General features: G+C 68.3%; 16 protein-coding genes. 3 read left to right on the top strand and 13 right to left on the bottom strand.

Features of this window, described 5'->3' with window-relative positions:
- Window positions 1-10: 10 nt before the first annotated feature.
- The 8 genes from LRR16_RS00415 to flgB all read right to left on the bottom strand — a co-directional run bounded on the left by LRR16_RS00415 (window position 11) and on the right by flgB (window position 6,390).
- The gene (locus LRR16_RS00415; RefSeq protein WP_052511342.1) at window positions 11-1,192 is read right to left on the bottom strand and encodes a flagellar basal body P-ring protein FlgI; all 1,182 of its coding nucleotides are present in this window, start codon (window positions 1,190-1,192) and stop codon (window positions 11-13) included.
- A gap of 8 nt (window positions 1,193-1,200) precedes the next feature.
- Window positions 1,201-1,890 carry a flagellar basal body L-ring protein FlgH gene (gene flgH, locus LRR16_RS00410; protein ID WP_052511343.1) on the bottom strand — a complete coding sequence of 230 codons (690 nt, stop codon included), beginning with the start codon at window positions 1,888-1,890 and terminating at the stop codon, window positions 1,201-1,203.
- A gap of 11 nt (window positions 1,891-1,901) precedes the next feature.
- Window positions 1,902-2,687 (bottom strand): flagellar basal-body rod protein FlgG, encoded by a 786-nt coding sequence (gene flgG / locus LRR16_RS00405; RefSeq protein WP_023264122.1) that lies wholly within the window; start codon window positions 2,685-2,687, stop codon window positions 1,902-1,904.
- 73 nt (window positions 2,688-2,760) lie between these two features.
- Window positions 2,761-3,504 (bottom strand): flagellar basal-body rod protein FlgF, encoded by a 744-nt coding sequence (flgF, locus tag LRR16_RS00400; protein WP_006579130.1) that lies wholly within the window; start codon window positions 3,502-3,504, stop codon window positions 2,761-2,763.
- Window positions 3,505-3,548: 44 nt separating this feature from the next.
- Entirely contained in the window at window positions 3,549-4,766 is a 1,218-nt protein-coding gene (gene flgE / locus LRR16_RS00395) for a flagellar hook protein FlgE (RefSeq protein ID WP_232204331.1), read from the bottom strand.
- 92 nt (window positions 4,767-4,858) lie between these two features.
- A complete protein-coding gene (gene flgD, locus LRR16_RS00390) occupies window positions 4,859-5,524 on the bottom strand; it encodes a flagellar hook assembly protein FlgD (protein WP_006579132.1) in 666 nt (221 codons plus the stop codon).
- Window positions 5,525-5,567: 43 nt separating this feature from the next.
- Window positions 5,568-5,975, bottom strand: coding sequence for a flagellar basal body rod protein FlgC (flgC, locus tag LRR16_RS00385; RefSeq protein WP_006579133.1), 408 nt, complete (start codon window positions 5,973-5,975; stop codon window positions 5,568-5,570).
- Between the two features lie 7 nt (window positions 5,976-5,982).
- Entirely contained in the window at window positions 5,983-6,390 is a 408-nt protein-coding gene (gene flgB, locus LRR16_RS00380; RefSeq protein ID WP_006579134.1) for a flagellar basal body rod protein FlgB, read from the bottom strand.
- A 318-nt stretch (window positions 6,391-6,708) separates the two neighbouring features.
- On the opposite strand from flgB, the gene flgA reads away from it, so the two are divergent.
- The 3 genes from flgA (at window position 6,709) to LRR16_RS00365 (ending at window position 8,449) form a co-directional block, all read left to right on the top strand.
- Window positions 6,709-7,473: a flagellar basal body P-ring formation chaperone FlgA gene (flgA, locus tag LRR16_RS00375; RefSeq protein ID WP_232204330.1), complete on the top strand. Its 765-nt coding sequence runs from the start codon at window positions 6,709-6,711 to the stop codon at window positions 7,471-7,473.
- 137 nt (window positions 7,474-7,610) lie between these two features.
- Window positions 7,611-7,919 (top strand): flagellar biosynthesis anti-sigma factor FlgM, encoded by a 309-nt coding sequence (gene flgM / locus LRR16_RS00370; protein ID WP_006579136.1) that lies wholly within the window; start codon window positions 7,611-7,613, stop codon window positions 7,917-7,919.
- Between the two features lie 71 nt (window positions 7,920-7,990).
- Window positions 7,991-8,449 (top strand): flagella synthesis protein FlgN, encoded by a 459-nt coding sequence (locus LRR16_RS00365; protein ID WP_232204329.1) that lies wholly within the window; start codon window positions 7,991-7,993, stop codon window positions 8,447-8,449.
- A 109-nt stretch (window positions 8,450-8,558) separates the two neighbouring features.
- On the opposite strand, the gene LRR16_RS00360 is transcribed toward LRR16_RS00365, so the two are convergent.
- From LRR16_RS00360 to LRR16_RS00340, 5 genes are all read right to left on the bottom strand, one after another.
- Window positions 8,559-9,542 carry a lysylphosphatidylglycerol synthase domain-containing protein gene (locus LRR16_RS00360; RefSeq protein ID WP_232204328.1) on the bottom strand — a complete coding sequence of 328 codons (984 nt, stop codon included), beginning with the start codon at window positions 9,540-9,542 and terminating at the stop codon, window positions 8,559-8,561.
- A gap of 71 nt (window positions 9,543-9,613) precedes the next feature.
- Window positions 9,614-10,834, bottom strand: coding sequence for a cardiolipin synthase ClsB (clsB, locus tag LRR16_RS00355; RefSeq protein ID WP_006579139.1), 1,221 nt, complete (start codon window positions 10,832-10,834; stop codon window positions 9,614-9,616).
- Window positions 10,835-10,974: 140 nt separating this feature from the next.
- Window positions 10,975-11,415, bottom strand: coding sequence for a flagellar protein FlhE (locus tag LRR16_RS00350; protein WP_006579140.1), 441 nt, complete (start codon window positions 11,413-11,415; stop codon window positions 10,975-10,977).
- 20 nt (window positions 11,416-11,435) lie between these two features.
- Entirely contained in the window at window positions 11,436-12,152 is a 717-nt protein-coding gene (locus LRR16_RS00345; RefSeq protein WP_006579141.1) for an RNA polymerase sigma factor FliA, read from the bottom strand.
- Between the two features lie 19 nt (window positions 12,153-12,171).
- Complete coding sequence (locus tag LRR16_RS00340; RefSeq protein ID WP_232204327.1) at window positions 12,172-13,017, bottom strand: flagellar biosynthesis protein FlhG; 846 nt, start codon at window positions 13,015-13,017, stop codon at window positions 12,172-12,174.
- Window positions 13,018-13,021 lie beyond the last annotated feature (4 nt).

Here is a 13,021-nt window from a genome sequence, read left to right as displayed (position 1 = left end):
CCCGTCGCGATCAGATGATTTCGAGCTCGGCGCGCAGCGCGCCCGCCGCCCGCATCGCTTCCAGGATGGTCTGCAGATCGGCCGGCGTCGCGCCAAGCGAGTTCAGGCCACGGACCACCGCCGACAGCGAGGCGCCGGCGCGGACCAGCTGCAGCGAACCGCCGTCGCGCTTCAGGTTGATCTCCGACACCGGCGCGACCACCGTTTCGCCGCCGCTGAACGGCGCCGGCTGGCTGATCACCGGCTGGGTATTGATGACGACCGACAGGTTGCCGTGCGCGATCGCGCAGTCCTGCACGGTGACGTCCTGGTTCATCACGATCGAGCCGGTGCGGGCGTTCAGGATGACCTTGGCCGCGGCGCGGGCCGGCGTCACGTCGATGTTCTCGATGCGCGCGAGCATCGCCACGCGCTGCGACGAGGCCTGCGGCACGCGCACCTGCACCACGCGCGCGTCGAGCGCGCTGGCCACGCCGCCGCCCAGATTGCGGTTGATCGCCTCGACCACGCGCTCGGCGGTGCCATAGTCGGAGCTCTTGAGCTCCAGCGTCAGCATGCCGTTGTCCGCCTGGAACGCCGGCACCGCGCGTTCGACGATGGCACCGTTGGCGATGCGGCCGACCGCCAGCTGGTTGATCTGTACCTTGCTGCCGTTGGCGGAGGCACCGGCGCCGCCGACCAGCAGGTTGCCCTGCGCGATCGCATAGACCTGGCCGTCGGCGCCCTTGAGCGGCGTCATCAAGAGCGTGCCGCCGCGCAGGCTCTTGGCATTGCCCATCGACGACACCACCACGTCGAGCTGGCTGCCCGGCTGCGCGAACGGCGGCAGCGTCGCGGTGACCATCACCGCGGCCACGTTCTTCAGCTGCATGTTGCGGCCGGCCGGCAGCGTGATGCCCAGCTGCGACAGCATGTTGGTCAGACTCTGCGTCGTGAACGGCGTCTGCATGGTCTGGTCGCCGGTGTTGTCCAGACCAACCACCAGGCCGTAGCCGACCAGCGGATTGTCGCGCACGCCCTGGATGGTCGCCAGGTTCTTCAGGCGTTCGGCATGGGCGGGGCCCGCGGGCAGCAGCAGGCCAAGCGCCAGCACCAAGGCGAGCGCGAACAGCGGCAGGAGGCCCGGCGTGGAGACGCCGGGACGGCTAGAGCGGCGGCAACCGCGGAGGCAATCAGCCAGGCGCAAAGACATGACGCGAATCAGAACGGTGAAACGTTGAGGAAGAAGCGCTGCAGCCAACCCATGTTCTGCGCTTCGTCGATATAGCCCTTGGCGGTGTATTCGATGCGCGCGTCGGCCACCTGGGTCGACGGCACCGCGTTGTCGCCGGTGATCGTGCGCGGATTGACCACGCCCGAGAAACGGATGAATTCCGCGCCCTGGTTGATGGCCATCTGCTTCTCGCCGGACACCACCAGGTTGCCGTTGGCCAGCACTTCGATCACGGTGACCGTGATGGTGCCGTTGAACGTATTGGCCGCGCTGGAACCGCCGCTGGAGCGAATCCCGTTCTCGCCGCTCATGTTGGCGTTCTGGCTGGCGCCGAACAGGCCGCCGAGCGCGCGCGGCACCGCGTCGAAGGCCAGCGCCGCATTGCTGGTGCGCGAGGCGTTGGTGCCCGAGTTCTTCGACGCGTTGACGTTCTCGCTGATCACGATGGTCAGGATGTCGCCGACGTTGCGCGGGCGGCGATCCTCGAACAGCGGGTTGCCGGCGTAGGAGTTCTGATAGATCGAGCCGGTCGGCGCGATCATCGGCCGCTGCTCGGCCCGGGCCGTGGTCGGCATCTGCACCAGCGGCTCGCGCGGCATCAGCGCGCAGCCGGTGGCCAGCAGCGGCCCCAGAATGCAGGCCAGACGGCAGGCCGACCGGCCCAGACGGAACAGCATGGCGTTCATGTTCAACCCAGCTGAGTCAGGCGTTGCAGCATCTGGTCGGACGTCTGTACGGCCTTGCTGTTGATTTCGTAGGCGCGCTGGGTCTGGATCATGCTGACCAGCTCCTCGACCACATTGACGTTCGACGCTTCGACGTAGTTCTGCTGCAGGATGCCGGCGCCGTTCAGGCCGGGGACGGTCGGGTTCGGTGCGCCCGACGCGTCGGTCTGCACGTACAGGTTCTCGCCCAGGCTTTCCAGGCCGGTCGGGTTCATGAACGTCGCCAGCTGCAGCTGGCCGACCTGCACGTTGTTGGCATTGCCCGGCTGCGTGACCGACACGGTGCCGTCGCGCGCGATCGTCAGCGAGGTCGAGTTGGCCGGGATGGCGATGGCCGGTTCGATCACGAAGCCGCTGGCGGTCACCAGCTGGCCGTTCTGATCGACCTGGAACGAGCCGTCGCGGGTGTACGCGGTGGTGCCATCCGGCAGCGTGACCTGGAAGAAGCCCTGGCCGATGATGGCCACGTCCTTGGCATTGCCGGTCTGCTGCGGATTGCCCTGCGTGTGGATGCGCTCGGTGGCGACCGGACGCACGCCGGTACCGAGCTGCAGGCCCGACGGCAGCGTGGTCTGGTCGGACGACAGCGCGCCGGGCTGGCGGATCGTCTGATACATCAATTCCTCGAACACCGCGCGGCTGCGCTTGAAGCCCGTGGTCGACACGTTGGCCAGGTTGTTCGAGATCACGTCCATCTGCGTCTGCTGCGCATCGAGGCCGGTCTTCGCAATCCAGAGAGAGCGGTTCATGGTGTTCCTTCGGTGGCGGGCACGCGCGCCGGCGTGCCCTGTCGATTCATTGGTGGGTGCTTGGCGTCGGCGCTTAACGGTTCGACAGCAGCGCGTTGGCACGCTGCTCGTTGGCGTCGGCGCCCTGGATCATCTTGATCTGCATCTCGAAGCGGCGCGCGTTGGCGATCATGTCGACCATCGCCTCGACCGGATTGACGTTGCTGCCTTCGAGCGCGCCGGCGATCACGCGGACGGTCTGGTCGGTCTCCAGCGGCGCAGCGCCCGGCCGCAGCCGGAACAGGCCGTCGTCGCCGCGTGCGATCGCATCGGGCGGCGGATTGACCAGCCGCAGCCGGCCCACCTGCGCGAGGCCATTGGCGGTCTCGCCAGGGCCGCGCGCGGTGATGGTGCCGTCGTTGCCGATCGTCACCGTGGAGCCGGGCGGCACCGCGATCGGGCCGCCGTCGCCGAGCACCTGCAGGCCGTTCGAGGTCAGCAGCTGGCCGTCCGGGCCCACCTGCAGCGAGCCGGCCCGGGTATAGCCTTCCGCGCCGTCGCGCCCCTGCACCGCCAGCCAGCCGTTGCCCTTGATCGCGATATCGAGCGGACGCTCGGTATAGGTCAGCGGGCCGGCCTTCATGTCGGCGCCCGGCGTGCTGGCCAGCGTGAAGGCGCGGGTGGGCGTCTCCTGCCCGACCACTGGCACCGCGCGGAACATGTTGACCTGCGCGCGAAAGCCCGTGGTCGACACGTTGGCCAGGTTGTTGGCCACCGCGGCCTGCTGGTCCAGCGTCTGCTTGGCGCCCGACAGGGCGGTGTAGATCAGGCGATCCATCTGCGATTCCTATCCAATGCTTGCGGTTACCGCTGACGTGCCGATCAGATGTTGACCAGCGTCTGCAGCACCTGGTCCTGCGCCTGGATGGTCTGCGCGTTGGCCTGGTAGTTGCGCTGGGCAATGATCAGGTTGACAAGCTGGCCCGACAGGTCGACGTTCGACGCTTCCACCGCGTTCGACTGCAGCTGGCCCATGCTGCCGCCCGGCGAGCCCAGCAGCGGCTGGCCCGAGGCGCCGGTGGCGCTCCAGACGTTGTCGCCCTCGGGCTTGAGCCCTTCGACGTTGCCGAACGAGGCCATCACGACCTGGCCCAGCGACTGGGTCTGCTCGTTCGAGTAGCTGCCCAGGATGGTGCCGTCCGCTTCGATCGAGAAGCCCAGCAGCGAGCCCGACGTATAGCCGTTCTGCACGATCGACTTCGGATCGTTGTCGTCGCCGAACTGGGTCGTGCCGGCCAGGTCCAGCTGGATGTTCATCGCGGCGGCGCCACCGGCGGCCGGCACGTTGACCGGAATCGTCGCGCCCGGCGCCGGCGTGACCAGCGCACCGTTCAGATCGAAGCGCATCGCGTTCGGACCCGACAGCTGCGCGCCGGTGGCGTCGGTCACGTAGACCTCCCAGTCGGTGCCGGTCGCGTCGGTTGCGCCCTTGCGGAAGTAGGCCGTGACCTGCTGCGCGTTGCCCAGCGAATCGAACACCTCGATGGTGCTGCTGTAGTTGAACATCGCGGCGGCGGGCGGGTTGCCGGCCGAGGTCGTGAACGGCACGGTCGGCGCGGTGCCGCGCGAGTCCAGGTTGTATTGCGCGGTGATGCGGTCGGTGGCCTTCGGCGCCATCTGGGCGCTGGACACCACCAGCGGTTGCGGCTGCACGCCGCCGCCGGGCTGCACGCCGGCCGGATAGCCGGTCAGCTGCAGGCCCTGCGCGTTGGTGATGCGGCCGTCGTCGGTGCGCAGGAACTGGCCGTTGCGCGAGAAGAAGACGGAACCGTCGGCGCCCACCATGCGGAAGAAGCCATTGCCGCCGGTGATCGCCACGTCCAGCGAGCGTCCGCTCGCCTCGATATTGCCCTGCGTGAACGACTGCACCACCGAGTTCACGCGCGTGCCCAGGCCGACCTTCGAGCCGGCGTAGACGTCGGCGAACTGTGCGGTCGATTGCTTGAAGCCGACGGTGTTCGCGTTGGCGATGTTGTTGCCGATCACGTCCAGATTCTGTGCCGCGGCATTGATGCCGCTGACTCCTTGACCGAAACCCATGATTTCCCCTTGTTACGCGTCGTACGAATTTGCCCGCGCCGGCGCCCGTGGCACCGCCGCGCTGGCGTTCTGTTGAATGCCGATGATTCGGATTAAAGGATCTTGCGAACGTCGTCGACCAGCGCGGTATGACCGCCGCCGATATCGACCAGCACGCCATTGGCATCGCCGCTGATGGCCTGCACCTTGCCGTAGACCAGCGCCACCGGCTGCACGCTCTTGCCGTCCGCGGTCGCGCTGACCTTGAACGTGTATTCGCCGTCCGGCACGACGCCGCCGGCGTTGTTCTTGCCGTCCCAGCTCACGTCGTGCACGCCGGCGGTCTGCCCCTTCAGGTCGATGGTGCGCACCACGTTGCCGTCCTTGTCCAGCACGTCGACGGTGACCGCGTCGGCGGTGGCCGGCAAGTCGATGCCGAACTGGCTCGGCTTGCCGCCCGAGACGGCGACTTCCTTGCCCGGCACCATCACCGTGCGGCCGATCAGCGCGGCCGAATCCATCGCGCGGCTGGCGCTGACCTGGTTCAGCAGCTGGGCCAGCGTCGCGTTCATCGTCTGCATGCCGCTGACCGTGCTGATCTGCGCGAGCTGCGAAGTCAGCTGCGCGTTGTCCATCGGCTTGAGCGGATCCTGGTTGTTCATCTGCGTGACGAGCATCTTCAGGAAGTTGTTCTGCAGATCCGCGGCGCTGGACGCGCTGTTGGCCAGCTGGTTGGCGGCGCTGTTGCTGTTGTTGCTGACGGGTGGCGTGGTGGTCATCGTTGGTCCCGTTGGTCCGGTTGGTCCCGTTGAAATGGCGGAATCACTGACCGATGGTCAGCGTCTTGAGCATCATGTTCTTGGCGGAGTTCAACACCTCGACGTTGGCCTGGTAGGACCGCGACGCCGAGATCATGTTGACCATCTCCTCCACCGGATTGACGTTGGGCATCACCACGTAGCCGTCGGCGTTGGCCAGCGGATGGGTGGGGTTGTGCACCATGCGCGGCGGCGACGGGTCTTCCATCACGCCGCGCACCTGCACGCCGCCGATATCGGCCTGGCCGGGCGTCGGCGCGAGGCCGAACACGACCTGCTTGGCGCGGTACGGCTGACCGTTGGGCGCCACCGCGCTGTCTGCGTTGGCCAGGTTCGAGGCCGTGACGTTCATGCGCTGCGACTGGGCGGCCATCGCCGAACCGGTCACGTCGAAGATATTCATTGCGGGCATGGCTTCCTCACGACTGGATGGCGGACAACATGCCCTTGATCTTCGCGTTCATCACCGTCAGGCCGAACTCGTACTTGACCGAGTTGTCGGCGAACGCCACCCGCTCGGTGTCCATTTCGACGGTGTTGCCGTCGATGCTCGATTGCATCGGAATGCGGTACGCCAGTTCGAACTCGCTGGCAACCGAGGCCTGCCCCGGCAGATGGCGCGTCGACGTGGTCGACAGCGACACGCCGTTGGCCTGCCGCCCCCGCTCGACCGATTCGGACAGCTGGCTGGCAAAGTCGAAGTCGCGGGCCTTGAAGCCCGGTGTATCGGCATTGGCGATATTGGCGGCGATCACCGATTGCCGCTGATTGCGCAAGTTCAACGCTTCCTGCTGGAAACGGAACGACGCATCGAGTCTGTCGATCATGTCCGTATCTCGCTATCTCTCGCTATCGAGGAACGTGTGACGAAACCACGCGCCCCTGCGTCGGCAAAGGCGTGAGGGCGGCCGGGATCGGACCCGGCCTTCTTTACGGGTGCCATCTTAGGTGCCGGCTGGCCAGTGCAATCGGATGAATAAGACGGGGAAACGTGCGCATTTCGGGCGGAGGGCGCGCGGGCCGCTGCCTACAATGAGGTCTCGTTGCCGGACGCTTGTCGCCTCCACGCGCGCCTGCCGCGCGCGCCCGCGTACGGCCTGCCGCCTTGTTTCTTGACTTTCCGTTTCGCCTGCCGGGATCACGCCATGTTTCGCACGCACCGATCGGCATCACGCCGCCTCGCCTTGCTGGCGCTCTGCGCGGCGCTGCCATGCACCGCCGCGCTGGCGGCCACCGCCACGACACCCGTCACGACATCCGCCTCGCCGTCCCAGGCTGCGCAGCCGTCGCCGTTCACCGACGATCCGGTGCGCGTCGCGGTCGAACAGTTCCTGCTGCGCGAGACCGCCGGGCTGCCGGGCAAGGCCAGCATCCAGGTGGTGCCGCCGTCGGGCGGGCGCGCGCGCGAATGCGTGGCGCCGCAGCCGTTCCTGCCGGGCGGCGCGGCGGCCTGGGGCCGGGTTTCGGTTGGCGTGCGCTGCGGCGGAGAGCGGCCATGGACACGCTACGTGCAGGCACGCGTCTCGGTGGTGGCTGATTACTATGTCGCCGCGCATGCGCTGGCGCCGGGCCAGCCGATCGGCCCGGCCGATCTGGAACGGCGCGAAGGCGATCTTGCCGGGCTGCCGCGCGCCGTCGTCACCGACCCGGCGCAGCTCGAGGGCGCGGTCACGGCCAACCGGATCGCGGCCGGCTCGCCGCTGCGGATGGACATGGTCCGGAAGGCGATCGCGGTCAAGCAGGGGCAGATGGTCGCCGTGACCATCGAAGGCGAGGCCTTCCAGATCCGCAGCGAGGGAAAGATCCTGGCGGACGCCGCCCCTGGCAACACCGTCCAGGTCCGGCTCAAGAGCGGGCAGGTGGTCAATGGGCTGGTGCGGGACGCCGACACGGTGGTGCTGCAGCAATAGCCGCCGCCATAGCCCAGCCGTAGCCCCACCCGCAGCCCCAGCCGTCGCCACAACGTCGTTACAGCGTGTCACAATTCGCGTCCTAAAGTTTGGCCACGCCCCGCCGTTAAGCTGAGCAAACCCAGCAAGGACATCCCGTGAAGATCCACCAATCGACCCTGCCGCGCACCGGCGAAGGTGCCGCTGAAAGCACTGGACGCACCGCGTCTAGCCCCGTGCCGGGCGCCGCACCGTCCGCGAGCGGCCTGACCATGAGCCCCCTGGGCAGCCAGGTACGCGATATCGGTTCGCGTCTGGCCCATGAGGCCGACGGCGATATCGATCAAGCCAAGGTGGACGAGATCCGCCAGGCCATCGCCGAAGGGCGCCTGAAGATGGACCCGAGCAAGATCGCCGACGGTCTGCTGGCCACGCTGCGCGAGCTGACACAGGACGGCGGCCGCTGATCAGGCTGAACCGGCTGATCTCACTGAACCCGTAGACCCTACCCCCACCGATTTCCTTCGACTTCGCGCCCATGAGCCAAGCCCTGATCGCCAGCATGCAGCGGGAAACGCAAGCCATCGCGGCCTTCGTCGATGCCCTGCAGCAGGAACGGACCGCGATTCGCGCCGGCGACTTCCAGTCGCTGGGCGAGCTGGTGCAGAGCAAGCAGGAGCTGGCGCAGCAGATCGCCCAGTTGGGCACCGCACGCCAGGCCCAGATGGCCGCGCTCGGCATCCGCGTGGGCAGCGGCCGGCAACTGGTGGGATTGCATATCGATGAAGGCGTCGCCGCCGCGTGGCGCACGCTGGTACTGACCGCGCGCGGCGCGGCGGAGGCCAATACGCTGAATGGGGCCGTGGTGTCCGCGCACCTGGAATACACACAGGACGCGCTGCAGACGCTGCGCCAGCGCGGCGACACGGCCACGGTCTACGGCCGCAACGGCCGGGCACAGGCCGGTCCGCGCGGCGTCAGCCTGGCCAGCGGCTGATTCTCTCTCTGGGGAGAAGAGGTGGTTGCAAGCGCCACCACATAGCGGCCGCCCGCCGCCCTCTCCCCCACCCCTCTCCCGCAAGCGGGAGAGGGGCGAACCCGACCCTTCACGCGGTCGGCTCGACCGTGCTGGCGCGCCTTCCCCGCGCCTCCAGCAGGAAATATCCCACCACCGCCGGCAGCATCGGCAGCAGGTAGTACATCGCCCGATAGGCCAGCAATGCGGCCAGCAGCGCGTGGTGCGGCACGCGGTCGCCCAGCAGCACGACGAATACCGTCTCGAGCACGCCCAGGCCCGCCGGAATATGCGCGACCGCGCCGGCGATGCTGCCGATCAGCACCACGCCCAGCACCACCAGCAGCGGCACCGACGATGGCAGCAGCGTCTGGATGATGGCCGAGATGGTCAGCCAGTTGGTTATCGACAGCGCGCACTGCATCACCGCGAACCGCAACGGCGGCAGATGGAAGGCATGGCCGCGTACCGTCCAGCGGCGCCGCCGCGCCCTGGCGCACGCGACCAGATACGCGGCGACCGCGGCCAGCAGCGCAAACCCCGCGATCTGCAGCAGCGTGGCATTGAGCCCCCACTCGGGCGGCAGCACCACGGTGCGGGCAGCCAGCACCGCGCCGAGCAGCGCCAGATAGCCGATCCAGTTGCTGACCACGCCGATCGTATAGACCGACGCGATCTGCGCGCCCGACAGTCCCGCCCCGGAATAGAGCCGATAGCGAATGCCGAGCCCGCCGACCAGCGCGCCCAGGTTCAGATTGAAGGCATAGCTGACGAAGGCGATCACCAGTACGCGCGGCGACGACAGCCGATGCCGCGCATACCAGCGGCCCAGCAGGTCGAACGCCGAATGCCAGAAATAGCTGAGGACGACCAGCAGCGCAGCCGGCGTCAGCGTGCGGTAGTCGTATTCCTGCAGCGTGACCCAGACTTCGGCCCATTCGACCTCGGCAAGCTTCCTGACCACCAGCACCACCACCAGCGCGACGAAGACGATGCCCAATACGCGGCGCACCTGCGCCCAGCGGCTGCGCCGCCGTGTTCTCGTGTCGTGGTCAGTCGCCTGTCGTGCCGTCATCTGGTTGTCGTGGTCGATTTGCCGTCGTCGTATTGCCGTCATCCTCGCGCGTCATCCCTGTGTACCGTCATCTATTCCGCTCCGCCGGCGCCCCGCTTCAGGACCGGAAATCGCCAGGGCCGGCGCGGCGGCTCGGCGGTGGCCACCACCAGCTTCGGCGTGTGGGCCGGCAGCCAGCCCGCCCATGCGGGGAAGCGGCGCAGGAAGTGGAACATCAGCGTGGTCGCCGCCAGCTGCAGCGGCGCGCGCCGCGTCTGGCGATTCGGCGGGATCTCGCGGCACGCATTGGCCATCAGCGTGTCGAGGTTCTCGCGCAGGCCGCGGGCGAAGCCGGCGTCGCGGATCACCAGATTGGCTTCGAGATTCAGCGACAGGCTCAGCGGGTCGAGATTGCTGGAGCCGACGGTGGACCAGTCACGGTCGATCACCGCGACCTTGCCGTGCAGCGGCCGCTCGCAATATTCGAAGATGCGCACGCCGGCGTCCTGAAGATGGGCGTACAGCATGTCGGCCATCCGCTTGACCCACAGCATGTCGGGGTTGCCCTGCAGGATCAGCCGCACGTCGACGCCGCGCTGCGCGGCCTCGCAGATCGCGTGCAGCACGCGATAGCCGGGCAGGAAGTAGGCGTTGGCGATCACCACCTGGTGCCGCGCGGCGCGGATCGCCTGCAGGTACTCCCATTCGATATCGGTCGGATGCGCGTCGTTGTCCCGCGTGACCAGCCACGCGGCCATGGTGCCGGCCGGCGGCGGAGGCGGGACCGCGGGCACTTCGACGTCGCCCGGCGGCAGCGTCTGCGCGAGGAAGCGATGCACCTCGTGGGCGACCGGTCCCTCCACCTCGACCGCATAGTCCTGCTTGGCCTGCGGACCATGGTCGGTCAGGTGCTGCGCGGAGAAGTTGATGCCGCCGATGAAGGCGATCCGTCCATCGATCGCCACCAGCTTGCGATGCAGCCGGCGGAACAGATTGGTCCGCACGCCCAGCAGCCGCCGGCGTGGCGCGAAGATGTGGAAGCGCACGCCCGCGGCGACCATGCCGGCGACGAACTCCGGCGGCAGATCGGGCGAGCCGTAGCCGTCGACCGTGATCGCCACATGGACACCGCGTTTTGCCGCGGCAATCAAGGCCTCGCGCAGCGCCACGCCGACGCGGTCGTCGAACAGGATGAAGGTTTCCAGCAGCACGCTGGTCCGGGCGGCGGCGATCGCGGCAAAGACGCGCGGGAAATATTCGTCGCCGTTCTCCAGCAGGCGGATGCGATTACCGCTGGTTCGGTTGGGGCTCATTTCGATGTCTCGCTGCCAAATTCTCCATTGGCAACAAGCACATTCAATGCCACCCGTTCCGAGCCGGCAAGTCCACCGCAAATCACGTCGTCACGACGGCGGCTTCGCGGTCACCTTGCCGCCTCCGCGGCGCCCGCCATTCAGCGATAGCTGACCGTGATCTGGCTGGCCTGTCCTTGCAGCACGGGGCTCAGCGGCCCCTGTCCCGGAATGCGGAACGCAAAGACGAAACCCTTGTCGGCATCATCCCCGCGGAAGGCATCGGTCTTGCCCTCGGGCCCCGGCAGCATCACGCAGCGGTTGGCATTACAGAGATAGGCTTGCAGATTTGGCGGTGGCACACGGGCAAAACGGTAACGCCAGCGCACCGCGGTGATCACCCCTTCGGCCTGTGTCAGAAAGCCGCTGGGTAGGATAGGCGCCGACAAGGCCCGCACGCCGCGGCCGTACAGCGCCGGTGCGGACACCGAGGCCGTCCACGCATGGCGCGAGTCGGCACCGAAGTTCGTATGCATCAGCGGCGAGGCGACGACGGCGGTCGACGTCATCGCCGCGGCGACCGCCGCGATCGGCCGGAACATGCGAGCTGCCGTGCCAGCCATCACAGCAGCCCGCGCAACTGGCTGCGCAGCCGGTTGATCGCCTGGCTGCGGATCTGGCAAACGCGCGATTCGGTGACCTCGAGCACCGCGCCGATTTCGCGCAGGTTCAGCTCCTGGTCGTAGCACAGCGACAGCACCAGCTTCTCGCGTTCGGGCAGCCGTTCGATCGCGCGGATCAGCGCGCCGCGCATGCCGCTCTCCATCAGCAGCGTCAGCGGATTGCCGTCCTCGGTGACGGTCAGGTGGCGATCGAGGAAGTCCTCCTCGCCGGAGCGCTCGAAGTCCTCGTAGTGCAGCAGCTGGCAGCCATAGACCTCGTTGAGCATGCTCTGGTATTCGTCCAGCGGCATCTCGAGTTCTTCGGCGACCTCCGAGTCCAGCGGCGTGCGGCCGAGCTTCTGCTCCAGCGCGCGCACGGTCCGTTCGATCCGGCGCGTCGACTGGCGCAGGCTGCGGGACTGCCAGTCATTGGCGCGTACCTCGTCGAGCATCGCGCCGCGGATACGCTGGCTGGCATAGGTCTCGAAGCGCGCGCCGTGGGTGTCTTCGTAGCGCCGGGCGGCATCGAGCAGGCCGATCATGCCGGCCTGGATCAGGTCGTCCAGTTGCACGCTGGCCGGCAGCTTCGCCGCCAGCTGCAGGGCGATGCGCCGGACCAGCGGCGCATGGGTCTGGACGGTGTCGGTCTGTTCGAGCTTTCCCTGGATCGTGTACATGGTGGAATTCTCGCGAGTGCTAGCAGGCCATCGCCGATGCGGGCGGCGCGGCGCTGGCGACAATGGTCGAGGCGCCAGGAGGGCCCGCAGCGGGCATCGGTTCGGGATCGGGTGAAAGAGGCCAGCCAGCGATGCTGGCGGCAAGTCGGCGCAGCATGGCGGTGGCCGGCGCGCCCGGGAAGGCGTCGACGACGCCGCGCGACAGCGCCGTGCCGCGCGCGACCAGCGGGTCGGCCGGCAGCACGCCGGCGCAGCGCGCCTGCACGCCCAGGTACTGGCCCGCGGTGCGCGCCAGATTGCCGGCGATGGCCATCGCCGACGCTTCGCTGGCGGCGCCGTTGACCACCAGCTCGAACTGCCGGCAGGCGTAACGATGATGCAGCCGCTTGATGCAGGCATAGGCGGCGGTCAGCGATTCGCGTTCGGGCCGCATCACCACCACCAGGTTGTGCGCGGCGCCGGCGAAGCGTGACAGCGCGCCATCGGCGCCGACTCGTGCGTCGGTGACGACGGTGCGAAAGTCCTGCAGCGCCTGCAGCGAGCCCCACGCCGTCGCATCGCCGGGCAGCAGCGCCGGCATGCCGGCTTCGCGGCGACCGACCGCGGCATCGGCCGCAACGGTGCCGGCGAGCACCTGGGCCAGCGTGCCCGAGGGCGAGGCACCGGCAAGGCGCGTCGCGCGCGCGTGCGGCAGGTCCTCATCGACCAGCAGCACGCGCTCGCCCTGCAGCGCCAGCGCATGCGCGAGGCCCAGCGCGACCGTGGTCGCACCGGCCCCCGGCTCGCAGGCGAACACGGCGATACGGCGGGTGGCGCGCGGCGCCAGCATGCGGCGCAGGCTTTCGGCCTGATCGACGGCAAGCATGTTC

This window comes from Cupriavidus sp. UGS-1, assembly GCF_021213615.1.
GTDB lineage: Bacteria > Pseudomonadota > Gammaproteobacteria > Burkholderiales > Burkholderiaceae > Cupriavidus.
Note: the sequence above shows the minus strand (reverse complement) of the source record. Positions and strands in the feature narration are given on the sequence as shown.